The following is a 20,445-nucleotide window of genomic DNA, read 5'->3' as shown; positions in this document are numbered from 1 at the left end:
GCACGGAGAAAAACTCAACCCTTGGACTCAGCCCAACAAGAGCGCGTCGTCGTCGATTTCCTCGCCGCGCACCTTCTCGAACATGTCGAGCAGGTGATGCACATCGAGTCCTTCGCGCTCGGTACCGTGCACATCCAGCACGACACGGCCCTGGTGCAGCATCACGGTGCGCTGGCCGACGTCGAGCGCCTGGCGCATCGAGTGGGTGACCATCATCGTGGTGAGCTTGTGCTCGGCGACGATGCGCACGGTGAGTTCCAGCACGAAGGCCGCGGTGCGCGGATCGAGCGCGGCGGTGTGTTCGTCGAGCAGCAGCAGGCGCGAAGGCTGCAGCGCCGCCATCAAGAGGCTCACCGCCTGGCGCTGGCCGCCCGAGAGCAGGCCGATGCGATCCGAAAGACGATTCTCCAGCCCGAGGCCGAGCGTGGCGAGCTGGGCGCGGAACTCCTCGCGCAGCGCCGGCTTGACCGCGAACGACAAGCCGCGGCGCTCGCCCCGCATCTTGGCGAGCGCCATGTTCTCCTCGATGGTCAGATCCTCGCAGGTGCCGGCAAGCGGGTCCTGGAACACGCGCGCGACATGGCGCGCCCTGCCCCACACCGGCTGACGGGTCATGTCGATGCCGTCGATCTCGATGGTGCCGCCGTCGACCTTCTGCTCGCCGGAAACGGCATTGAGGAAGGTCGACTTGCCGGCGCCGTTGGAGCCGATCACGGTGACGAACTGCCCGGTCGGGATCTCGAGCGACATGCCGCGCAGGGCCTGGGTCTCGATCGGCGTGCCGGGGTTGAAGGTGAGACGCAGGTCGGTTGCTTTCAACATCTCAGTTCCCCCTCTTTCCAGACCAGTGCGCGCGCAGCCTCGGCACCACCAGCGCGACCGTCACCAGCAGCGCGGTGACCAGGTTCAGGTCCTGCGCCTGCAGGCCGATGAAGTCGGAATTGAGCGCGAGCGCGATGAAGAAGCGATAGACGATGGCGCCCACGATCACCGCGATCGTCGCCAGGTAGAGCTTGCGCGAAGGCAGCAGGCTCTCGCCGACGATCACCGCCGCGAGGCCGATGACGATGGTGCCCACGCCCATGGAAATATCCGCCCCGCCCTGGGTCTGCGCGAACAGCGCGCCCGCCAGGCCGACCAGCGCGTTCGACAGCGCCATGCCGGCGAGCACCGCCAGGCCGGTATTGACGCCCTGCGCGCGCGCCATGCGCGCGTTCGAGCCGGTCGCACGGATCGCCAGGCCGCTCTGGGTGGCGAAGAAACCATCGAGCAGCAGCTTCACCGCCAGCACCACGAACACCAGCAACAGCGGGCGGAACACGTAATCAGCCATCGACTCGGGCTGCAGCAGGTTGAAGACCGTGGGTTCGGTGATCAAGGGCACGTTGGGCTTGCCCATGATGCGCAGGTTGATCGAGTACAGCGCGATCATCATCAGGATGCTCGCGAGCAGGTCCATGATCTTGAGGCTGACGTTGAGCCAGCCGGTGATCAGGCCCGCCACCGCGCCGGCGATGGTCGCCACGATGGTCGCGGTGAAGGGATCGTAGCCGGCCGCGATCATGGTCGCGGCGACCGCGCCGCCGAGCGGGAAGCTGCCATCGACGGTGAGGTCGGGAAAACGCAGCTGGCGGATGGAGATGTACACGCCGAGGGCGACGAGACTGAAGATCAGACCGATCTCGCGCGCCCCGAGCAGGGTGTAGAGGGACATGGAAAATACCGTTGGAGAGGAGACGACGCGGGCGCTCGCCATGGAGCGCCCGCCGCGGCCGGCTCGGGCCAGCCGGATGCTGGCCCGAGCCGGCCCGTTGTTACTGGACGACCTTGGCCGCGTCCTTGACGAGTTCGTCGGACAGCGTGATGCCCTGCTTCTGGGCCGCGCCCGGATTAACGTGCAGCTCGAGCTTCTTGCTGGTCTCGGAGGCGATGTCGCCCGGCTTCTCGCCCTTGAGGATACGCACCACCATCTGCCCGGTCTGCACGCCGATCGCCTTGTAGTCCATGCCGTAGGCGGCAACCGCGCCACGCGCCACGCTGTCGGTGTCGGCCGCCACCAGCGGAATCTTGGCGTCCATGCCGACCTTGACCAGGGCCTCGTAGGCCGACACCACGTTGTTGTCGGTGCTGGTGTAGAACACGTCGGCCTTGCCGATCAGGCTGCGCGCAGCCGAACCGACGTCCACCGAACGCGGCGCGGCCGCATCGACCAGGCTCATGCCATGCTTGGGCAGCATCTCGCGCAGTTGCTCGAGCACCACCACCGAGTTGGCCTCGCCCGGGTTGAACACCATGCCCACGCGCTTGGCGTTGGGGGCGACGCGCTTGATCAGCTCGATCTGCTTGTCGAGTTCGAGCGCATCGGACACGCCGGTGATGTTCGTCCCAGAGGCAGCCATCGAGGGCACCAGCTTGGCCGCCACCGGATCGGTCACCGCCGAATACACCAGCGGGATGTCCTTGGTCGCCGCCGCCACGGCCTGCGCCGAGGGGGTGGCGATGGCGACGATCACGTCCGACTTGTCGCCGATGAACTTGCGCGCGATCTGCGCTGCGGTGCCGGTGTTGCCCTGGGCGCTCTGGTACTGCCACTTGAGGTTCGTGCCTTCCTCGTAGCCCGCTGCAGTCAGCGCTTCCTTGACGCCGTCACGCACCGCGTCGAGCGCCGGGTGTTCGACGATTGCGGTGATGGCAACGGATTTCTGCTGCGCATGGACCGGGCTGGCCATCGCGAAAGCCAGCGCCAGCGCGCCGAACAGCACCTTGCGGGACATGGTGGAGGACATCGAGGGCTCCTTTGCGGCCGTGGTGGCCGGACAGTGGTGGACGTGCGCGATCGTCGAGCGCGACGTTCGAAAAATTTTGAAGAACGAGAGTTTAACAGCGCGCCCGGGTTACGCGACTGCGGTGGACCCGGAGCTGCGCACCCTGGGCGTGCCCCTTGCCGCAATGACTGTATTTTTTTACAGTCCACACAATGAAACCCCCGTATGCCGAACTCCACTGCCTCAGCAACTTCAGCTTCCAGCGTGGCGCCTCGCACCCCGAAGAGCTCGTCACGCAGGCAGCGGCATTCGGCTACGCCGCCATCGCGCTCACCGACGAATGCTCCTTCGCCGGCATCGTGCGCGCCCACCGCGCGCTGCAGGGCCTGCCCGCAGCCGACCGGCCCAGGCTGATCATCGGCAGCGAACTGCAGCTCGCCGACGGCCCGCGCCTCGTGCTCCTCGCGACCGATCGTACCGGCTACGGCCAGTTGTCGCGCCTCATCACCGTGGCCCGACGCGCTGCCGGCAAGGGGGAATACCTGCTGACGCGCGACATGATCGACAGCCTGCCCGGGTGTCTCGCGTTGCTCGTACCGCCACCCGCATTCCCGCCCCGCGCCGGCACCGAGACCGCCTGCGCCAGCATGCTGGCAGACGCCGAGTGGCTTGCCGGGCGCTTTCCCGGTCGTGCGTGGATGACGGTGACGGTGCGACTCGACGGCCGCGACCGGGCGCGCATCACGCTGCTGCGCCGCATCGCGCGCAGCGCCGGCATCCCGGCGCTGGCCGCCAGTGGCGCGCTGATGCACGCCCCCGAGCGCCGCCCGCTCGCCGACGTGATGACCGCGCTGCGCCTGCATTGCAGCGTGGCAGAGGCCGGGCTGGCGCTAGCCGCCAACGCCGAGCAGCGCCTGCACGATCGCGAGGCGCTCGCCCGCCGCTATCCGCCTGCCCTGCTCGCCGAAACCCTGGCGGTAGCCGAGCGCTGCACATTCAGCCTGGACGAGCTGCGCTACGAATACCCTGCCGAGCTCGTCCCTGCAGGCGAGACGCCTACGAGCTGGCTGCGCCGCCTGCTCGAGGGCGGGCTGGCCTGGCGCTACCGAAAGCTCGACGACACCACAGCTTCTGCTGTCTGCCTCATGTCGCCTGCCACGAGTGCCGCACCACCCTCGCCCACCGACGACCCCGCCCCGCCCCCGGTGCGCGCGCAGATAGAGCACGAGCTCGCGCTGATCGCAGAGCTCGGCTACGAGCCCTACTTCCTCACCGTGCACGACATCGTCCGCTTCGCCCGCGCGGCCGGCATCCTGTGCCAGGGCCGCGGCTCGGCGGCGAATTCGGTGGTGTGCTGGGCGCTCGGCATCACCGAGGTCGACCCGCAGCTCGGCATCATGCTGGTCGAGCGCTTCATCTCGCGCGAGCGCAACGAACCGCCCGACATCGACGTCGATTTCGAGCACGACCGCCGCGAGGAGGTCATCCAGTACATCTACCGCAAGTACGGCCGCGAGCGCGCCGCGCTCGCCGCCACCGTGATCAGCTACCGTTCGCGCAGCGCGCTGCGCGACGTCGGCCGCGCGCTCGGCCTGGACGAGGCACTGATCGAACGCCTGACGCGCGAGCACCACTGGTTCGACGGCCGCCACATCCTGCCCGAACGCCTGGCGGAGGCCGGGCTCGACCCGGCCAGTCCGGTCACGCAAAGGCTGGTCGCACTCACCGAAGAACTCATCGGCTTTCCGCGCCACCTGTCGCAGCACGTCGGCGGCTTCGTCATCGCCCGCGGCCGGCTCGACGAGCTGGTGCCGGTGGAAAACGCCGCCATGGCCGATCGCACCGTGATCCAGTGGGACAAGGACGACCTCGACGCGGTCGGGCTGATGAAGATCGACGTGCTCGCGCTCGGCATGCTGTCGGCGCTGCGCCGCGGCCTGGCGCTGGTGTCGGCCTGGCGCGGCCGGCCGCTGACGCTGGCGACCATCCCGCGCGAACGGCCCGAAGTGTACGAAATGCTGACCCGCGCCGACTCGGTGGGCGTGTTCCAGGTTGAATCGCGCGCGCAGATGACCATGCTGCCGCGGCTCAAGCCGCGCCGCTTCTACGACCTCGTGGTGGAGGTCGCGATCGTGCGCCCCGGCCCGATCCAGGGCGGCATGGTCCATCCCTACCTGCAGGCGCGCGAGCGCGTGGCGCGCGGCGAGGAGCCGATGGAGGGGCTGCGCGAAGAGATCCGCGGCGTGCTTGCGCGCACGCTCGGGGTGCCGATCTTCCAGGAGCAGGTGATGCAGCTCGCGGTGGTCGCGGCCGACTTCAGCGGCGGCGAGGCCGATCAGTTGCGGCGCGCGATGGGCGCCTGGCGGCGCAAGGGCGAACTCGAGCGCTACCGCCAGAAGCTGCTCGACGGGCTGGCAGACAACGGCTACGACCCCGACTTCGCCCAGCGCCTGTGCCAGCAGATCGAGGGCTTCGGCAGCTACGGCTTCCCCGAGTCCCACGCCGCCAGCTTCGCGCTGCTGGTATATGCCTCGGCCTGGTTGAAGTGCTTCGAGCCCGCGGCCTTCCTCGCCGCGCTGCTCAACAGCCAGCCGATGGGCTTCTATGCGCCCTCGCAACTGATCCAGGACGCACGCCGGCATGGGGTGGAGGTGCGGGCGGCGGATGTGACCGTGAGCGAATGGGATTGCACACTCGAGCCCGCCACCGAATCTGTCACCGAATCCGCCATCGCCCCCGCGGTCCGCCTCGGCCTGCGCATGATCCGCGGCCTGGCCCATGACGCTGCCGCGCGCATCGCCGCCGCCCGCAGCGCACGCGCCTTCACCGACGTACAAGACCTCGCCGCGCGCGCCCGGCTCGATGCCGGCGACCTGCGCACGCTCGCCGCCGGCGGCGCGCTCGCCACACTCGCCGGCCATCGCCGCCAGGCCTTGTGGCAGGCGAGCGGCGCCGCGCCCCTGCCCGGCCTGCTCGCCGACGCCCCTGGCGGCGACGTCGCCGCCCTGCTCGCTGCGCCGGCCGAGGCCGAAGACCTGCTCGCCGACTACGCCCGCCTCGGCTTCACCCTCGGCCGCCATCCGCTGTCCTTCGTGCGCGACGAGCTCACCCGCCTGCGCTTTCTCACCGCCGCCGACATCGCCGTCGCCCCCGACCGCATGCTCGCCCGCGGCGCCGGCCTGGTCACCTGCCGCCAGCGCCCCGGCACCGCCAAGGGCACGCTGTTCGTCACGCTGGAGGATGAAACCGGACTCACCAACGTCATCGTCCGTCCCGAACTCTTCGAGCTGCAGCGCCGCATCCTGCTCGGCGCGCGGCTGATGGGCGTGTTCGGCCAGATCAGCCGCCAGGGCCGCGTCGTGCATCTGGTGGCGAACCGGGTGGTGGATCACTCGCCACTGCTCGGCAGCCTGGCGGCACGCAGCCGGGATTTTCACTGAGCTGCGTCACTGAACAACATCGCCGGACAGTGCCACTCAACGCCACACGCCGGTCGGTGCTATCTTTGCGGCGTGCATCACCTGTTCGAGGAGTAAGCGCCCATGAACGATCGCTGCATCGACGACCCCTTCGGCCTCAGGGAGCGGCCCGGTGTGTACGACACTGGCACCGGCGCGATCAAGACCGTCGAATCGAACCCAGGCATTCCCGGCATCGAGCGCGTGATCATCCGCAGCTACTGCGGCCGCGTGCAGGACAACCGGGTTTTCTTCCGCCTCAGCGCCGATCGCAGCCGGGAATTCACCACGCTCGCCGAGGCCTTCGCCGCACGCAAGGTGCACCTGACCTGACGTGCGGCAGAGGGCAGTTCGGGGCCCGCCCTCAGCCCCTGAGCCTTCAGCCCCTGCCCGGCGCAGCCTTCAGCGCCGCGACCGCCAGCACCAGCCAGCCCACCAGCAGCAGCAGCCCACCGAGCGGCGTCACCAGGCCGATGCCCTTGGTGCCCGCGAGTGTGAGCAGGTACAGGCTGCCGGAAAAACACACCGAACCCACGACGAACAACCCGCCCGCCACATTCGCCAGCCGCCCCACCCGGGCACTGCCCGCCAGCCCGAGCGCGACCAGCGCCAGCGCGTGATACATCTGATAGCGCACCCCGGTCTCGAACACCGCCAGCATCTCCGGCGTCAGCACGCCGCGCAGGCCGTGTGCGCCGAAGGCCCCCAGTCCCACCGCAATCGCGGCGGACAACGCGCCGATCAAAAGCCATCCTCTGTTCATAAGCATTCAATCCCGTGTTCGTGCGCTGAGCGCAGCAGGTTGATACCGCTCATCGGGCGGCCAGCCAGTCGGCCACGAAGCGCTGCGCATCCGGCAGCCAGTCGCGAAAATCACGCTCGAAGCCCTCGGCCGCGGCAACGAAATCCGCCTCGCCGCCCGCAAGTGGATTGGGCTGGCGCGCGCGGCGCGACATGCGCGCGAGCACATCGGCGATGTCCTCGAGCCCGCCATAGGACTGCAGCCAGTCCTCAGCCGCCATCAACTCGAGCGCGTGGTGCGACGAGGCTGGCAGATGATGGCGTCGCTCGGCAATCTGCCGATACACGAGCGCGCAATAGCCCCCAAGCTCGTCCGCGCGATACCGCGCCCAGTCACGCGCCAGCAGGTGGTCGTAGAAGATGTCGACCAGCACCCCGGCGTAGCGCCTGCGCCCTGCCGACATCCGTGCCCTGCTGGCGCAGAAGGCCGGGTGGGTCTCGGCAAAGACATCGATCGCGCGATGCAGGGCCACGCCGCGCGCCAGGTCTTCCGGCAGGCCGGCGGGCAGCGGCCCCTTGATCCAGTCGCCCACCACCCCGCCCACGACGAGCGCGGGCGATTCCCCGGCCAGCAGCGCATGGGCGAGGAAGTTCACGCGCCCTGCTCCGGCGCCCGCCGCCGCTGCAGCGCCAGCCACACCAGCGCCGCCGCGGTGAGCACCACCGGCAGCAGCGAGCCCACGTTGAGCAGCGTCCAGCCCTGCGTCGTCACCAGCGCACCGGACGCGAACGAGGTCAGCGCCATCACCGCGAACACCGCAAAGTTGATTGCCGCCTGGGCCTTGTCCTTTTCTTCCGGGCGATAGGCTTCCATCGCCAGCGTGGTGGCGCCGGTGAAGAGGAAGTTCCAGCCCACGCCGAGCAGGAAGAGGCCAATGAGGAACTGGTGCAGGTCCTGCCCCGACAGCGCCACCGCGATGCAGGCGAAGTTGAGCGCGACGCCCACGCCCATGATCTGCAGCACGCCGAAGCGCTTGATCAGGTGGCCGGTGAAGAAGCCGGGCGCGAACATGCCGATCACGTGCCATTCAAGGACCAGCGCCGCGTCCGAGAACGGCATGCCGCACACGTCCATCGCCAGCGGGGTGGCCGCCATCAGCAGATTCATCACGCCGTAGCTCAGGGCCGCGGCCAGCGTCGATACGATGAACACCGGCTGGCGCATGATCTCGCCAAGCGGCCGGCCACCGCCTGCGCCGGCCTTCTTCGCCGGCTCGGGCGGGAACTGGATGCCCGCCATCACCGCCATCGACACCAGCGCCACCACGGCCAGCGCCAGGTACGAACCCATGAAGGGCGCGCCCATCGCCTCGCGCGTGTAGTTGGCCAGGTTGGGGCCGATGACCGCGCCGATCAGACCGCCTGCCAGCACCAGCGACACCGCCTTCTCGCGAAAGGACGGCGGCGCCAGTTCGGCGGCGGCGAATCGGTAGAGCTGGCCGTTGGCGCTGTAATAACCGGCGATCACCGTGCCCGCCACCAGCAGCCAGAAGCTGCCGATCGACAGCGCGAACGCGCACAGCAGCGCGGTCAGGAAAGCCACGGCCAGCCCGAGCTGGAACGAAACCCTGCGCCCCCAGCGCCGCTGCGTGCGCGCCACCAGCCCGGTCGACAGCGCGCCGCCCACCACGTAGCCCATCACCGGCAGCGTCGCCATCCACGCCACCGGGGCGAGCGCCAGCCCCACCAGGCCATTGATGGCGATGAAGACCACGTTGTTGGTCAGGAACAGGCCCTGCGCGATGGCCAGCAGCCACAGATTCTTCTTCATAAGCAAATGCTTTCCTGGGGGCGAGGCCGAAATGTACCGCTTAACGCGGGCTGCGTCCCCCCCGGCAGGTGCGCCCCATCGCGGGCAGGACGATTGAGGAACGATCCGCAGCGGGTCTGTTCTATCCTCGGCACGGTCGTCGCCCGCTCATGGGGCGCAGCCCCTTTCCGATGAATCACCGCGCCATACCGCGCGCGAGAGGAACGCCATGCACAATTTCGAGTACTACAACCCGACCCGCATCGTCTTCGGCGAGGGCAGCATCCCCCGCCTCGCCGACCTCGTCCCCGCCGACGCCCGCGTACTCGTGCTCTACGGCGGCGGCAGCGCCGAGCGCAACGGCACGCTGGCGGACGTCGAGGCCGCCCTGGGAGACCGCAGGTTCCAGCGCTTCGGCGGCATCGAGCCCAACCCGACCTACGAGACTTTGATGAAGGCGGTCGAGCAGATCCGCCGCGAAAAGCTCGACTTCCTGCTCGCAGTGGGGGGCGGCTCGGTGGTCGACGGCACCAAGTTCGTCGCCGCCGCAGTCGATTACCCGGGCGACCCCTGGCACATCCTCGAGACCCGCGGCAAGCAGATCACCACCGCACTGCCGATCGGCGCCGTGCTCACGCTGCCGGCCACCGGCTCCGAGGTGAATTGCGCCGCGGTCGTCACCCGCAAGGCGCTGCAGGCCAAGCTCGGTTTCGGCAACCCGCTGCTCTTCCCGCGCTTCGCGGTGCTCGACCCGGTCAAGACCTACACCCTGCCCCCGCGCCAGATCGCCAACGGTGTGGTCGATGCCTTCGTGCACATCATGGAGCAGTACGTGACCCAGCCGGCCAACGCAGCGGTGCAGGATCGCTACGCCGAGAGCCTGCTGCTGACGCTGATCGAGACCGGCCCGCAAGCGCTGGCGAACCCGACTGATTACGACGTGCGCGCCAACCTGATGTGGGCCGCCACCCAGGCGCTGCATGGCGCGGTGGGCGCCGGTGTGCCGCAGGATTGGGCCACGCACATGATCGGCCACGAGATCACCGCGCTTTACGGCCTCGACCACGCGCAGACGCTGGCGGTGGTGCTGCCGAACCTGCTCGACGTGCGCCGCGACCTCAAGCGCGCCAAGCTGCTGCAATACGCCGATCGGGTGTGGGGCCTGCGCGCGGACGACGAGGACGCGCGCATCGACCAGGCCATTGCGCAGACGCGCGCGTTCTTCGAGTCGCTCGGCGTCCGCACCCGGCTTGCCGACTACGGCATCGGTGCCGACGCGGTCGATCGCATCGTCGCCCAGCTCGAGGCGCACCGGATGGTCAAGCTCGGCGAGGACCGCGCGGTGGATCTGGCCATGAGCCGGCGCATCGTCACGGCCTGCCTGTGAGCACGGTACGGCGCTGGAGACCTTGGCGACCGAGGAAGCTGCGCCGCGGGAATAGCTTTTTGTTTGCAGTGCAACAAAATAAAATAGTCTGCCGCAATGATGCTCATTGACTCGCAAGTGCCCGGCTTTTGCTAGTCTGCAGTCGTGAGTACCAAACAAGGGCCGGGAAACAACCCCTGCAGCCCTTCCGGAAGCGGGTGCACCCGTGCCGCCCGCTTGCCAACGCCGTTCTCGATCCACGGCCAACGAAGCTACAAAAAGGAGATGCACATGAGTGAACACGACCCCCAGACCGGCGGCAAATGCCCTGTCATGCATGGCGGCAACACCGCCGCGAGCAATTCGGTGATGGCGTGGTGGCCGAAGGCGCTGAATCTCGACATCCTCCACCAGCACGACACCAAGACCAACCCGCTCGGCCCGGACTTCAACTACCGCGAAGAGTTGAAGAAACTCGACGTCGACGCGCTCAAGAAAGACCTGACTGCGTTGATGACCGACAGCCAGGACTGGTGGCCGGCCGACTGGGGCCACTACGGCGGCCTGATGATCCGCCTCGCCTGGCATGCCGCGGGCACCTACCGCATCGCGGACGGCCGCGGCGGCGCGGGCACCGGCAACCAGCGCTTCGCACCGCTCAATTCCTGGCCCGACAACGGCAACCTCGACAAGGCCCGCCGCCTGCTGTGGCCGATCAAGAAGAAGTACGGCAACAAGGTGAGCTGGGCCGACCTGATGATCCTCGCCGGCAACATCGCCTACGAGTCCATGGGCTTCAAGACCTTCGGCTTCGCCTTTGGCCGCGAGGACATCTGGCACCCCGAAAAGGACGCCTACTGGGGCTCGGAGAAGGAATGGCTCGCCCCCAGCGGCAGCGAGGGCTCGCGCTACTCGGGTGAGCGCGACCTCGAGAACCCGCTTGCCGCGGTGATGATGGGCCTGATCTACGTGAACCCCGAGGGCGTGGACGGCAAGCCCGACCCCTTCAAGACCGCCCGCGACATGCGCATCACCTTCGCCCGCATGGCGATGAACGACGAAGAGACCGTCGCACTCACCGCCGGCGGCCACACCGTCGGCAAGGCGCACGGCAACGGCAGCGCGGCCAACCTCGGCCCGGCGCCGGAAGGCGCCGACATTGAAGAACAAGGCCTTGGCTGGATGAACCACAAGACCCGCGGCATCGGCCGCGACGCCGTGACCAGCGGCATCGAGGGCGCGTGGACGACGAATCCGACAAAGTGGGACAACGGCTACTTCGACATGTTGTTCAAGCACGACTGGTGGCTGCAGAAGTCGCCGGCCGGCGCCTCGCAGTGGGAGCCGGTCAACATCGCCGAGGAAGACATGCCGGTGGACGTGGAAGATCCGTCGATCCGCCGCAAGCCGATGATGACCGACGCCGACATGGCGCTGAAGTTCGACCCCGAATACCGCAAGATCGCCGAGCGCTTCCGCAATGACCAGGCCTACTTCGAGGATGTGTTCGCGCGCGCCTGGTTCAAGCTCACCCACCGCGACATGGGCCCGAAGGCACGCTACATCGGCCCCGACGTGCCCGCTGAAAACCTGATCTGGCAGGACCCGGTGCCCGCCGGCAACAAGAACTACGACATCGCCGCGGTGAAGGCGAAGATCGCCGCCGCCGGCCTGTCGGTCGGCGAGATGGTCGCCACCGCCTGGGACAGCGCCCGCACCTTCCGCGGCTCGGACTACCGTGGCGGCGCCAACGGTGCGCGTATCCGCCTCGCCCCGCAGAAGGACTGGGAAGGCAACGAGCCGGCGCGGCTGGCCAAGGTGCTGGCGGCGTACGAGAAGATCGCCGCAGAGACCGGCGCCAGCGTGGCCGACGTGATCGTGCTCGGTGGCAACGTCGGCCTCGAGCAGGCGATCAAGGCCGCCGGCTTCAGCGTGGACGTGCCGTTTGCGCCGGGTCGTGGTGATGCGACGCAGGAGATGACCGACGTCGAATCCTTCGAGGTGCTCGAGCCGCTGCATGACGGCTTCCGCAACTGGCAGAAGAAGGACTACGTGGTCCAGCCCGAGGAGATGCTGCTCGATCGCACGCAGTTGATGGGCCTGACCGCGCACGAGATGACCGCACTGATCGGCGGCATGCGCGTGCTCGGCACCAACTGCGGAGGCAGCCAGCACGGCGTGTTCACCGACCGCGTCGGTGCGCTGACGAACGACTTCTTCGTCAATCTCACCGACATGGCCTACATGTGGAAGCCGACCGGGCGCAACAGCTACGCCATCGTCGATCGCAAGTCGGGTGCCACCAGGTGGACCGCGACCCGCGTCGATCTGGTGTTCGGCTCGAACGCCATCCTGCGTGCGTATGCCGAGGTCTACGCCCAGGACGACAGCAAGGAGAAGTTCGTGCGTGACTTCGTCGCCGCGTGGACGAAGGTCATGAACGCGGACCGCTTCGACCTGAGCTAAGCCCCCGCGCCTTCGCGCCCACCCGCCGCCCGCAACGCGTTTCGACGCCCTGCGGGCGGCGTCTTTTCAGCCTTGGGCCCGTGGGACGAGGGCCGCCTACCCGGTCGGCGATCGCAGAAGTCCGTCCGAGCCGGCGCCCGCCCTCTCAGCCGCCTGCTTCAGACGTGCCACCGCCCCGGCCACGGCGTCCACATCGAGGTTGCCATAGCCCAGCACCAGCCCGTTGCAGCTCACCGGCGGCCGGGCGTAGGCAGACAGGGCACGCACCCCGAGGCCCATCTGTGCGGCCTGCTGCGCCACCGCGATGTCCGGCGTCCCGGCGGGCAGCCACATCACCAGGTGCAGGCCGGCCTCTCCGCCAGACAGCACCAGCCCGGGCCCGAAGGCGCGCTGCAGGGCGTCACGCAGTGCCGCCTGCCGACTGCTGTAGCGCACGCGCATCCGGCGCAGGTGGGCGGTGTAATGGCCACGGTGGATGAAATCGGCCAGCGCATGCTGTTCGATGCCCTGCCCCGCGCGCGTGGCGAGCACTGCGGCGCGGGCAAAGTCGGCCGCGATGGCCTGCGGCAGCACGAGGTAGCCGAGGCGCAAGCCGGGATACATCGTCTTGCTGAAGGTCCCGACGTACACCACCGGCGCATCGGCCTGCAGGCCAAACAGTGCCGGCGGCGCCGGGCCGCCACGGCGAAATTCGCTGTCGTAGTCGTCCTCGACGATCCAGGCGCCCGCGAGCCGGGCACGCTCGATCAGGGCGAGACGGCGCGCCAGCGACATCACGCGGCCGGTCGGATACTGGTGCGAGGGCGTGACCATGACGAGGCGCGGCGGATGGGCGCGCCAGTCGTCTGCGGTGGGGGCCAGCCCTTCGCCGTCGACCGCGACGTCATGCACCGTCAGCCCGGCAAGGCCGAAGGCGACGCGCGCCGCCAGATAGCCGGGGTTTTCCGCCCAGACGGTGTCGCCGTGGTCGGCGAGCAGCCGCGCGCAGAGGTCGAGCGCGGCCTGGGTGCCGCTGGTGATGACGATCTGCGCGGCATCGACCGCCAGGCCGCGCACGCTGCCGAGGTGGCCGGCGAGCGCCGCGCGCAGCCTTGGATCGCCACCATGCGCGGCATAGCCGAGCTGTCGCCAGCCGACCTCGCGCCAGGTGCGCTCGAGGCACGCACGCCAGGCGCGGAAGGGAAAGGCGCCGAAATCCGGCACCCCGGGCGAGAACGGCAGCGCCTGGGCGTCGCGCACGGGCTCCGGCGGCAGCGCGGTGGCGGCACGCGCCGACAGATGCAGCGCTGCGCCTGTGCGGTGCCTTGCCGCCGCGCGGGGTTCGGCGCGGACCGGCAGACGGGCGACGCGGGTCCCCTGGCGGTCGGCGACGAGACAGCCCTCGGCGACGAGCTGCTCGTAGGCGAACAACACGGTGTTGCGCGCAATGCCCAGGGCCGCCGCCAGGCTGCGGCTGGCCGGCAGCGCTGTGCCGGCGGGCAGGCGAGCGCTCAGGATCGCTGCGCGCAGACGCTGGTACAGCACGCGCTGACGCGGAACACCCGCGGGCAGCGGCTCGGAAAGCAGCCAGTCGAAGTCCATCGTGGCTCCATGATCGATGCGTCGCGTGGCACTACGGAAGGCACCAGCGGAAATCTACCATGGTCTCATCGACCTGCCGGAGCACTCCCGCCATGAACAAGCCCGCCGCCCCATCCGCGCGCACCCGCGTGCGCCGCCTGCCCGAACGCGCCCACTACGACGCCCACCGCGTCGCCGCCATCGTCGATGCGGCGATGATCTGCACCGTCGCCTTCCAGATCGACGGCGCGGTGCATGCCATCCCGACCATCCACTGGCGCGAGGGCGATCACCTGTACATCCACGGCGCCAAGGCCACGCGCATGCTGAAAGCGCTGACTGAAGGCGAAGCCTGCGTGACGATCGCCCTGGCCGACGGCCTCGTGCTGGCGCGCTCGGCGATGCATCACTCGATGAACTACCGCTCCGTCGTGGTGTATGGCCGCTTCGAGCGGGTGACCGACGCCGATCACAAGCTCGGCAGCCTGCGCACCTTCATCGAGGGGCTCTACCCCGGACGCTGGGACACCCTGCGCCCGATCACCGACAAGGAGCTGAACGCCACCGGCCTGCTGCGGATCGCGCTGACCGAGGCCTCGGCCAAGGTGCGCGACTGGGGTGTGTCGGATGACACGGAAGATCTTGACTGGCCGGTGTGGGCGGGCGTGATCCCCTTGCATTCGGTGACGGGCGAGCCGGTGACCGAAGCCGACAGCGTGGGGCGCGAGGCGCCCCCCACCCGGTTCGGGTGAGGGGCGCGGCCTGTGCGCCTATGGTTGATCCGGAACGGGATCGGCGTCGAGCAGACGCTCGCACTCGAGCATCAGCGACTGCCCGAGCTCGGACTCGTAGTTCGCATCGAGCGCTTCCATCATCTCGTGCGTCGTGTAGAGCCCCGCCTCGCGTGACAGCGAGCCGGCGATCCGGCGTGCGAGCTGGTCACTGAGATCCGACAGGTGGCGGCGCTCGGCCAGGGGCAGGTTGCGCCGGGTGCGCGCCAGCCAGTCCGCGGCCAGCGTGGCGCCCTGCGCCTCGGTGGGCCACTGGCCATGTTCGTACCACAGCGACAGGCGCTCGGCCGTCAGTGCAAAGATCAGCGCAGCGCGGGAGCCGCGGCTGTCGGCTGGCGGCGGGGTTGCAGCGGGCGGGATCATCCGGCCGCGCTCCTGGTAGATGGCTGCGCAGTCAAGGGCGGCGGCGGGGGTTGCCGAAGCGGTTGCCGGCAGGCCGGCGGCCGTATGGACGGCGCCGTTCGTCCTCCTCGTCGCGCTTGGGCTTGGGCATCAGCAGGTTCTTTCCACCCTGCTGCGCCAGCTTGGCGTGGTCCTGCAGCGCGGCCTCGAAGTGCGCAGCGCTGATCGCGACTCCGGCGTGCTCGGCTCCGGCGTGCTCGGCCACCGGCTTCCAGGCCGCCAGCCGCTCGCGCACGAGGAAGACGCGCTCGTCGGCCTCCGCCTTCTTGGGCAGGCCCTCGACCAGTTGTACGGCAGCAGGCGTCAGCACGTAGCCCTCGCCCGCCGCGGCCAGCAGGCCGTGGGTGAAGAAGCGATCGAACGCCGTCGCCCACGCGCCGGGCGCGGTCACCGGGAAACCCATGAATTCGGCCGCCGCGACAATATCGGTCAGCGCGGCAGGCCGCCTCTTGGCTGCGATCAGGGTCGCCAGTAGCAACTGCGCGTCGGTGTCGTGGATCGGATACATGGGGGCCTATCTGCCGGTTACGTTATCAAGCGCGCCATGATGCCTGAGGCGCGGCGATCCGGCACCCTCAACCGACCTGGCAGGCCAGCCCCTTGAGGTACTCGCCTTCCGGCACCGCCAGCCCGATCGGGTGGTCGGGCGCGGCCGACAGCCGGTAGAGGATGCGCGCGTCGACGCCGGCATCGATCGCCGCGCCGGCGACGATCTTCTGGAACAGCTCCTGGCCGATGCCGCCCGAGCACGAATAGGTCATCAGGATGCCGCCCGGGTTGAGCAGGCGGAAGCCGAACAGGTTGATGTCCTTGTAGGCGCGCGCGGCACGCTCGGCATGCGCCGCCGAGGGTGCGAACTTGGGCGGGTCGAGCACGATCAGGTCGAACTTGCGGCCCTCTTCCTTCAACGCACGCAGCGCCTTGAACACGTCGGCCTCCTGCCATTCGGCGCGGCTGGCGTCGAGCTGCGGGTTGAGCGCCACGTTGCGGCGCGCCGATTCCAGCGCCGGCCCGGAGGAGTCGATCGACAGCACCGACGCCGCCCCGCCCGCGAGCGCTTGCAGCGAGAAGCCGCCGGTGTAGCAGAAGCAGTTGAGCACCGCGCGCCCGGCGGCGAGCTGGCCGGTGAGGAGCCGGTTGTCGCGCTGGTCGAGGTAGAAGCCGGTCTTGTGGCCGCCCTCCACGTCCACCTCCAGGCGCACGCTGTTCTCGACGATGGTGAGCCCGCCCGCGGGCAGCTCGCCGTGCGCACAGCCGACTCGCGGCTCCAGGCCTTCAAGGCCGCGCACCTCGGAGTCCGAGCGTTCATAAACGGCCGCGCAGCCGGTGGCCTGCACCAGGCCGGCGACGATCGCCTCGCGCCACTTGTCCGCGCCCGCGCTGGTGAGCTGGAGCACGACCACGTCGCCGTAGCGGTCGGCGATCACGCCCGGAAGACCGTCGGATTCGCCATGAATGAGGCGCATGCCCTCCTGCCCGTGCAGCGCCGGGATCGCCGCGCGCCGCCCCACCGACGCCGCCACCGCGCGCTTGAAGAAGGCGTGGTCGATCACGGCCTCGGCGTCGAAGCTCCACACCCGCGCACGGATCTGCGATTCCGGCGACCACGCCGCGCGCGCCAGCGCCTTGCCCTCGGCGGTGACCACCGTCACCGTGTCGCCCGGGCGCGCACGGCCGTCGAGACGATCGACCGAGCCGGCGAAGATCCAGGGATGGCGGCGGAACAGCGAGCGCTCCTTGCCGGGGTGGAGGATGAGTTGGGCCATGAGGGGTTCCGGAGAGATCGGGTGAGTCAGGCCGCGGAGTGTACCGGCTCACTGCAGCTTGGCCCATAGCGCGAACCCACATGGCGCGAACCAATCCACCGCACTCCCCGCCATTTCGTCATCCCGCCCGCGCTGGCTATACTCCCCCGCACTTTCACCCAAGGGGAGACCTGACACATGAAGCTCGAAACCATCGCCGTGCACGGCGGCTATTCGCCCGATCCGACCACCAAGGCGGTCGCGGTGCCGATCTACCAGACCACCTCGTACGCCTTCGACGACACCCAGCACGGCGCGGACCTCTTCGACCTCAAGGTGCAGGGCAACATCTACACCCGCATCATGAACCCGACCACCGCGGTGCTCGAGCAGCGTGTCGCGGAGCTCGAAGGCGGCATCGGCGCGCTGGCCGTGGCCTCGGGCATGTCGGCGATCACCTACGCCATCCAGACCATCGCCGAAGCCGGCGACAACATCGTCTCGGCCTCCACGCTGTACGGCGGCACCTACAACCTGTTCGCCCACACCCTGCCGCAGTTCGGCATCCAGGTGCGCTTTGCCGACTACCGCGACCCGGACAGCTTCGCTGCGCTGATCGACGAGCGCACCAAGGCGATCTTCTGCGAGTCGGTCGGCAACCCGCTCGGCAACGTCACCGACATCGGCCGCCTGGCCGAGATCGCGCACAAGGCCGGCGTGCCGCTGATCGTCGACAACACCGTGCCCTCGCCCTACCTGTGCCGCCCCTTCGAGCACGGCGCCGACATCGTGGTGCACGCGCTCACCAAATACCTCGGCGGCCACGGCAACTCGATCGGCGGCGCCATCGTCGATTCGGGCAAGTTCCCCTGGGCCGAGCACAAGGCGCGCTTCAAGCGCCTGAACGAGCCGGACGTGTCCTACCACGGCGTGGTCTACACCGAGGCCCTGGGCGCCGCAGCCTTCATCGGCCGCGCGCGCGTGGTGCCGCTGCGCAACATGGGCGCGGCCATCTCGCCCTTCAACAGCTTCCTGATCCTGCAAGGCGTCGAGACCCTGGCGCTGCGCATGGACCGCATCTGCGAGAACACGGTGAAGGTGGCCGAGTACCTGAAGGCGCACGCCAAGGTCGAATGGGTGAACTACGCCGGCCTGTCCGACCACGCCGACCACGGCCTGGTGCAGAAGTACATGGGCGGGCGCGCCTCGGGCATCCTGTCGTTCGGGGTGAAGGGTGGATTCGAAGCTGGCGGCCGCTTCCAGGACGCGCTCAAGCTCATCACCCGCCTGGTCAACATCGGCGACGCCAAGTCGCTCGCCTGCCATCCGGCTTCGACCACCCACCGCCAGTTGTCGCCCGCGGAAATGGCCAAGGCTGGGGTGTCGCCGGACATGGTGCGGCTGTCGATCGGCATCGAGCATATCGACGACATCATTGAGGATCTGGAGCAGGCGCTGGCGGGAGTTTGATCAAGTAGTGAAGGCGCCTGAACGGGACAGATTGCGGCTTCGCTGCAAACCGTGATCTGTCCCGGATTGGCTAAAGAGTGCCGCTACATCCCGCAATAACGCCAATAATTGAAAAGCTAGTAATCAAATTTTTTAAAATTTTATTTAACGGATTCAAACGGCGGCATTGACGAGCATGGATGCTAATAAAGTGCGCCCAGCCCTTTAATTTTCTACAATTTTATCTTTATGGCGACCCGATTTTGCGAAGTTTATAATCAGTGAAGTTGAGAAAACATCCATTGAAGCTAAGCCAAATATAGTTAAGAAAATTAAGCTACACCCATCGTGCACAGAGGCTGAAAAATAAACAGCCGACTTAATCCTACAAATATGTCTTCATGCCTATGGAAGTAAGTCTCTTGAAAACGAAACCCCTCGCAGAAAGCAGATACGATTTGCGAATGTTCAATGGATATCAGCGCATATCAAGTGTGGAAAAGGAATCACGACTGAAGAGCTTCGAGGCGTAGTCGATCTCTATACCAACCATGCTTTTCAAGACAATCCGTCATGACAGTCGAACGGGCGGGGGAATAGGGGACAGACCACGATCGCCCTTACCCCCAGGAACGTCGGCCTTGCACCACTGATAGCATTAAACTAAAGTGCAATCAAATCAATCAGTACGAGGCTTTGCAACATGCCTTCCATCACCGTACGAAACATCCCTGACGAGGTGCATCGCGCCATCCGCGTTCGCGCAGCCACGCATGGCCGCAGCGCCGAAGCCGAGGTACGCGACATTCTCGAGCAGGCGGCGAAGCCCGAGGGGCGCCTGAAGCTCGGGACGCTGCTGGCTTCGATCGCCCGCGAGGCGGGCGGGCTGACCGACGAGGAGCTCGCTTTCTTCGAGAACGCGCGTGACAAGACCCCGGCCCCGCCGATGCGCTTCGAATGATCGTCGTCGACACGAACGTACTGTCGGAGTTGTGGCGGGTTGCGCCCGATCCCAAGGTGCTGGCCTGGATGGACGCCCAGGTCGTGGAAACCCTCTTTCTGTCCGCCATTACCGTCGCCGAGTTGCGCTTTGGGCTGGCGGCGATGCCCGAAGGCAAGCGCCGCACGATCTACCAGGAGCGCCTGGAACGCGAAGTGCTGCCGGCGTTTGCCGGGCGCGTTCTACCCTTCGACCTGGACGCCTCGAAAGCCTACGGTGAGCTGATGGCTCGGGCACGAGCCGCAGGCCTTGCGATCGGCAACGCAGACGGCTCCATCGCAGCCACCGCGGCCGCGCGCGGGCTGATGGTCACCACGCGCGATACGAGCCCGTTCAAGGCGGCTGGCCTGGCAGTCATCGACCCCTGGGCGCATTGAAGGACTCGCAGCGCACTTCGCCACCCCTCTCGTAAGGATTCCCGATGCTCGCAGTGCTGCAACGCGTCTCCGAAGCGCGCGTGATCGTCGATGGCGAAATCATCGGCGAGATCGGCCATGGCCTGCTCGCGCTGGTGTGCGCCGAGCGCGGCGACACGACTGCCGAGGCCGACAAGCTGCTGGCGAAGATGCTCAAGCTGCGCATCTTTGCCGACGACGCCGGCAAGATGAACCGCTCGGTGCAGGACGTGGAAGGCGGCCTGCTCATCGTCAGCCAGTTCACCCTCGCCGCCGACACCTCGGGCGGCAACCGGCCGAGCTTCACCAACGCCGCCGACCCGCACACCGGCCAGGCGCTCTACGCGCATTTCGTCGCCCGCGCGCGCGCCGCGCACCCGCTGGTGCAGACCGGTCGCTTTGCCGCCGACATGAAGGTGCAACTCATCAACGACGGCCCGGTCACAGTCCCGCTGCGCATCGCCCCGCCGGTCTGAAGCAGACGCACGGCGGCAATC

19 protein-coding genes are annotated in these 20,445 nt (G+C 68.1%); 9 read left to right on the top strand and 10 right to left on the bottom strand.

Annotated elements, in window-relative coordinates; all coding sequences use genetic code 11:
* Positions 1 to 27: 27 nt before the first annotated feature.
* The 3 genes from RBT54_RS07100 to RBT54_RS07090 all read right to left on the bottom strand — a co-directional run bounded on the left by RBT54_RS07100 (position 28) and on the right by RBT54_RS07090 (position 2,786).
* Positions 28 to 822, bottom strand: a complete 795-nt coding sequence (locus RBT54_RS07100; RefSeq protein ID WP_320365570.1) for an ABC transporter ATP-binding protein — start codon at positions 820 to 822, stop codon at positions 28 to 30.
* Position 823: 1 nt separating this feature from the next.
* The gene (locus RBT54_RS07095) at positions 824 to 1,714 is read right to left on the bottom strand and encodes an ABC transporter permease (RefSeq protein WP_320365568.1); all 891 of its coding nucleotides are present in this window, start codon (positions 1,712 to 1,714) and stop codon (positions 824 to 826) included.
* A gap of 100 nt (positions 1,715 to 1,814) precedes the next feature.
* Positions 1,815 to 2,786, bottom strand: coding sequence for an ABC transporter substrate-binding protein (locus RBT54_RS07090; protein ID WP_320365566.1), 972 nt, complete (start codon positions 2,784 to 2,786; stop codon positions 1,815 to 1,817).
* Positions 2,787 to 2,977: 191 nt separating this feature from the next.
* Here RBT54_RS07090 and RBT54_RS07085 point away from each other — a divergent pair, with 191 nt between their 5' ends.
* Complete coding sequence (locus RBT54_RS07085) at positions 2,978 to 6,205, top strand: error-prone DNA polymerase (protein WP_320365564.1); 3,228 nt, start codon at positions 2,978 to 2,980, stop codon at positions 6,203 to 6,205.
* 102 nt (positions 6,206 to 6,307) lie between these two features.
* Positions 6,308 to 6,556 (top strand): hypothetical protein, encoded by a 249-nt coding sequence (locus tag RBT54_RS07080; protein WP_320365561.1) that lies wholly within the window; start codon positions 6,308 to 6,310, stop codon positions 6,554 to 6,556.
* 46 nt (positions 6,557 to 6,602) lie between these two features.
* Here RBT54_RS07080 and RBT54_RS07075 read toward each other — a convergent pair whose 3' ends face one another.
* From RBT54_RS07075 to RBT54_RS07065, 3 genes are read right to left on the bottom strand one after another with little or no spacing between them, the layout of a single operon-like run.
* Positions 6,603 to 6,986, bottom strand: coding sequence for a DUF423 domain-containing protein (locus RBT54_RS07075; protein WP_320365559.1), 384 nt, complete (start codon positions 6,984 to 6,986; stop codon positions 6,603 to 6,605).
* Between the two features lie 49 nt (positions 6,987 to 7,035).
* Positions 7,036 to 7,620, bottom strand: a complete 585-nt coding sequence (locus RBT54_RS07070) for an ACP phosphodiesterase (RefSeq protein ID WP_320365556.1) — start codon at positions 7,618 to 7,620, stop codon at positions 7,036 to 7,038.
* Entirely contained in the window at positions 7,617 to 8,795 is a 1,179-nt protein-coding gene (locus tag RBT54_RS07065; RefSeq protein ID WP_320365554.1) for an MFS transporter, read from the bottom strand. Before RBT54_RS07065 ends, RBT54_RS07070 begins: the two co-directional genes overlap by 4 nt.
* A 208-nt stretch (positions 8,796 to 9,003) precedes the next feature.
* Here RBT54_RS07065 and RBT54_RS07060 point away from each other — a divergent pair, with 208 nt between their 5' ends.
* A complete protein-coding gene (locus RBT54_RS07060) occupies positions 9,004 to 10,161 on the top strand; it encodes an iron-containing alcohol dehydrogenase (protein WP_320365552.1) in 1,158 nt (385 codons plus the stop codon).
* A 270-nt stretch (positions 10,162 to 10,431) separates the two neighbouring features.
* Positions 10,432 to 12,606, top strand: coding sequence for a catalase/peroxidase HPI (gene katG, locus RBT54_RS07055; RefSeq protein WP_320365550.1), 2,175 nt, complete (start codon positions 10,432 to 10,434; stop codon positions 12,604 to 12,606).
* Positions 12,607 to 12,702: 96 nt separating this feature from the next.
* On the opposite strand, the gene RBT54_RS07050 is transcribed toward katG, so the two are convergent.
* Positions 12,703 to 14,187, bottom strand: coding sequence for a PLP-dependent aminotransferase family protein (locus tag RBT54_RS07050; protein WP_320365547.1), 1,485 nt, complete (start codon positions 14,185 to 14,187; stop codon positions 12,703 to 12,705).
* Positions 14,188 to 14,279: 92 nt separating this feature from the next.
* On the opposite strand from RBT54_RS07050, the gene RBT54_RS07045 reads away from it, so the two are divergent.
* On the top strand, positions 14,280 to 14,918 hold the full coding sequence (locus RBT54_RS07045; RefSeq protein ID WP_320365545.1) for a pyridoxamine 5'-phosphate oxidase family protein: 639 nt from the start codon (positions 14,280 to 14,282) through the stop codon (positions 14,916 to 14,918).
* An 18-nt stretch (positions 14,919 to 14,936) separates the two neighbouring features.
* Here RBT54_RS07045 and RBT54_RS07040 read toward each other — a convergent pair whose 3' ends face one another.
* The 3 genes from RBT54_RS07040 to RBT54_RS07030 form a co-directional block, all read right to left on the bottom strand.
* A complete protein-coding gene (locus RBT54_RS07040) occupies positions 14,937 to 15,320 on the bottom strand; it encodes a hypothetical protein (protein WP_320365543.1) in 384 nt (127 codons plus the stop codon).
* Positions 15,321 to 15,351: 31 nt separating this feature from the next.
* A complete protein-coding gene (locus RBT54_RS07035) occupies positions 15,352 to 15,867 on the bottom strand; it encodes a hypothetical protein (RefSeq protein WP_320365541.1) in 516 nt (171 codons plus the stop codon).
* Positions 15,868 to 15,934: 67 nt separating this feature from the next.
* On the bottom strand, positions 15,935 to 17,125 hold the full coding sequence (locus tag RBT54_RS07030) for a class I SAM-dependent rRNA methyltransferase (protein WP_320365539.1): 1,191 nt from the start codon (positions 17,123 to 17,125) through the stop codon (positions 15,935 to 15,937).
* A 177-nt stretch (positions 17,126 to 17,302) separates the two neighbouring features.
* On the opposite strand from RBT54_RS07030, the gene RBT54_RS07025 reads away from it, so the two are divergent.
* The 4 genes from RBT54_RS07025 (at position 17,303) to dtd (ending at position 20,424) form a co-directional block, all read left to right on the top strand.
* On the top strand, positions 17,303 to 18,574 hold the full coding sequence (locus RBT54_RS07025; protein ID WP_320365537.1) for an O-acetylhomoserine aminocarboxypropyltransferase/cysteine synthase family protein: 1,272 nt from the start codon (positions 17,303 to 17,305) through the stop codon (positions 18,572 to 18,574).
* 682 nt (positions 18,575 to 19,256) lie between these two features.
* A complete protein-coding gene (locus RBT54_RS07020) occupies positions 19,257 to 19,514 on the top strand; it encodes a FitA-like ribbon-helix-helix domain-containing protein (protein WP_320365535.1) in 258 nt (85 codons plus the stop codon).
* The gene (locus tag RBT54_RS07015; RefSeq protein WP_320365533.1) at positions 19,511 to 19,930 is read left to right on the top strand and encodes a type II toxin-antitoxin system VapC family toxin; all 420 of its coding nucleotides are present in this window, start codon (positions 19,511 to 19,513) and stop codon (positions 19,928 to 19,930) included. The genes RBT54_RS07020 and RBT54_RS07015 overlap by 4 nt, the downstream gene beginning before the upstream one ends.
* Before the next feature lie 44 nt (positions 19,931 to 19,974).
* Positions 19,975 to 20,424: a D-aminoacyl-tRNA deacylase gene (dtd, locus tag RBT54_RS07010; RefSeq protein WP_320365531.1), complete on the top strand. Its 450-nt coding sequence runs from the start codon at positions 19,975 to 19,977 to the stop codon at positions 20,422 to 20,424.
* Positions 20,425 to 20,445: the final 21 nt, after the last annotated feature.

The sequence above is a fragment of the Thauera sp. genome (assembly GCF_034003485.1).
Taxonomy (GTDB): domain Bacteria; phylum Pseudomonadota; class Gammaproteobacteria; order Burkholderiales; family Rhodocyclaceae; genus Thauera.
This window is presented reverse-complemented; position numbering and strand designations above follow the sequence as displayed.

Excerpts from the sequence above, each read along its gene's own strand:
- dtd (WP_320365531.1), top strand. The coding sequence starts at position 19,975 with ATGCTCGCAGTGCTGCAACGCGTCTCCGAAGCGCGCGTGATCGTCGAT.
- RBT54_RS07015 (WP_320365533.1), top strand. The coding sequence starts at position 19,511 with ATGATCGTCGTCGACACGAACGTACTGTCGGAGTTGTGGCGGGTTGCG.
- RBT54_RS07025 (WP_320365537.1), top strand. The coding sequence starts at position 17,303 with ATGAAGCTCGAAACCATCGCCGTGCACGGCGGCTATTCGCCCGATCCG.
- RBT54_RS07090 (WP_320365566.1), bottom strand. The coding sequence starts at position 2,786 with ATGTCCTCCACCATGTCCCGCAAGGTGCTGTTCGGCGCGCTGGCGCTG.
- RBT54_RS07065 (WP_320365554.1), bottom strand. The coding sequence starts at position 8,795 with ATGAAGAAGAATCTGTGGCTGCTGGCCATCGCGCAGGGCCTGTTCCTG.
- RBT54_RS07080 (WP_320365561.1), top strand. The coding sequence starts at position 6,308 with ATGAACGATCGCTGCATCGACGACCCCTTCGGCCTCAGGGAGCGGCCC.
- RBT54_RS07100 (WP_320365570.1), bottom strand. The coding sequence starts at position 822 with ATGTTGAAAGCAACCGACCTGCGTCTCACCTTCAACCCCGGCACGCCG.
- katG (WP_320365550.1), top strand. The coding sequence starts at position 10,432 with ATGAGTGAACACGACCCCCAGACCGGCGGCAAATGCCCTGTCATGCAT.
- RBT54_RS07060 (WP_320365552.1), top strand. The coding sequence starts at position 9,004 with ATGCACAATTTCGAGTACTACAACCCGACCCGCATCGTCTTCGGCGAG.
- RBT54_RS07085 (WP_320365564.1), top strand. The coding sequence starts at position 2,978 with ATGAAACCCCCGTATGCCGAACTCCACTGCCTCAGCAACTTCAGCTTC.
- RBT54_RS07030 (WP_320365539.1), bottom strand. The coding sequence starts at position 17,125 with ATGGCCCAACTCATCCTCCACCCCGGCAAGGAGCGCTCGCTGTTCCGC.
- RBT54_RS07035 (WP_320365541.1), bottom strand. The coding sequence starts at position 15,867 with ATGTATCCGATCCACGACACCGACGCGCAGTTGCTACTGGCGACCCTG.
- RBT54_RS07040 (WP_320365543.1), bottom strand. The coding sequence starts at position 15,320 with ATGATCCCGCCCGCTGCAACCCCGCCGCCAGCCGACAGCCGCGGCTCC.
- RBT54_RS07020 (WP_320365535.1), top strand. The coding sequence starts at position 19,257 with ATGCCTTCCATCACCGTACGAAACATCCCTGACGAGGTGCATCGCGCC.
- RBT54_RS07075 (WP_320365559.1), bottom strand. The coding sequence starts at position 6,986 with ATGAACAGAGGATGGCTTTTGATCGGCGCGTTGTCCGCCGCGATTGCG.
- RBT54_RS07050 (WP_320365547.1), bottom strand. The coding sequence starts at position 14,187 with ATGGACTTCGACTGGCTGCTTTCCGAGCCGCTGCCCGCGGGTGTTCCG.
- RBT54_RS07045 (WP_320365545.1), top strand. The coding sequence starts at position 14,280 with ATGAACAAGCCCGCCGCCCCATCCGCGCGCACCCGCGTGCGCCGCCTG.
- RBT54_RS07095 (WP_320365568.1), bottom strand. The coding sequence starts at position 1,714 with ATGTCCCTCTACACCCTGCTCGGGGCGCGCGAGATCGGTCTGATCTTC.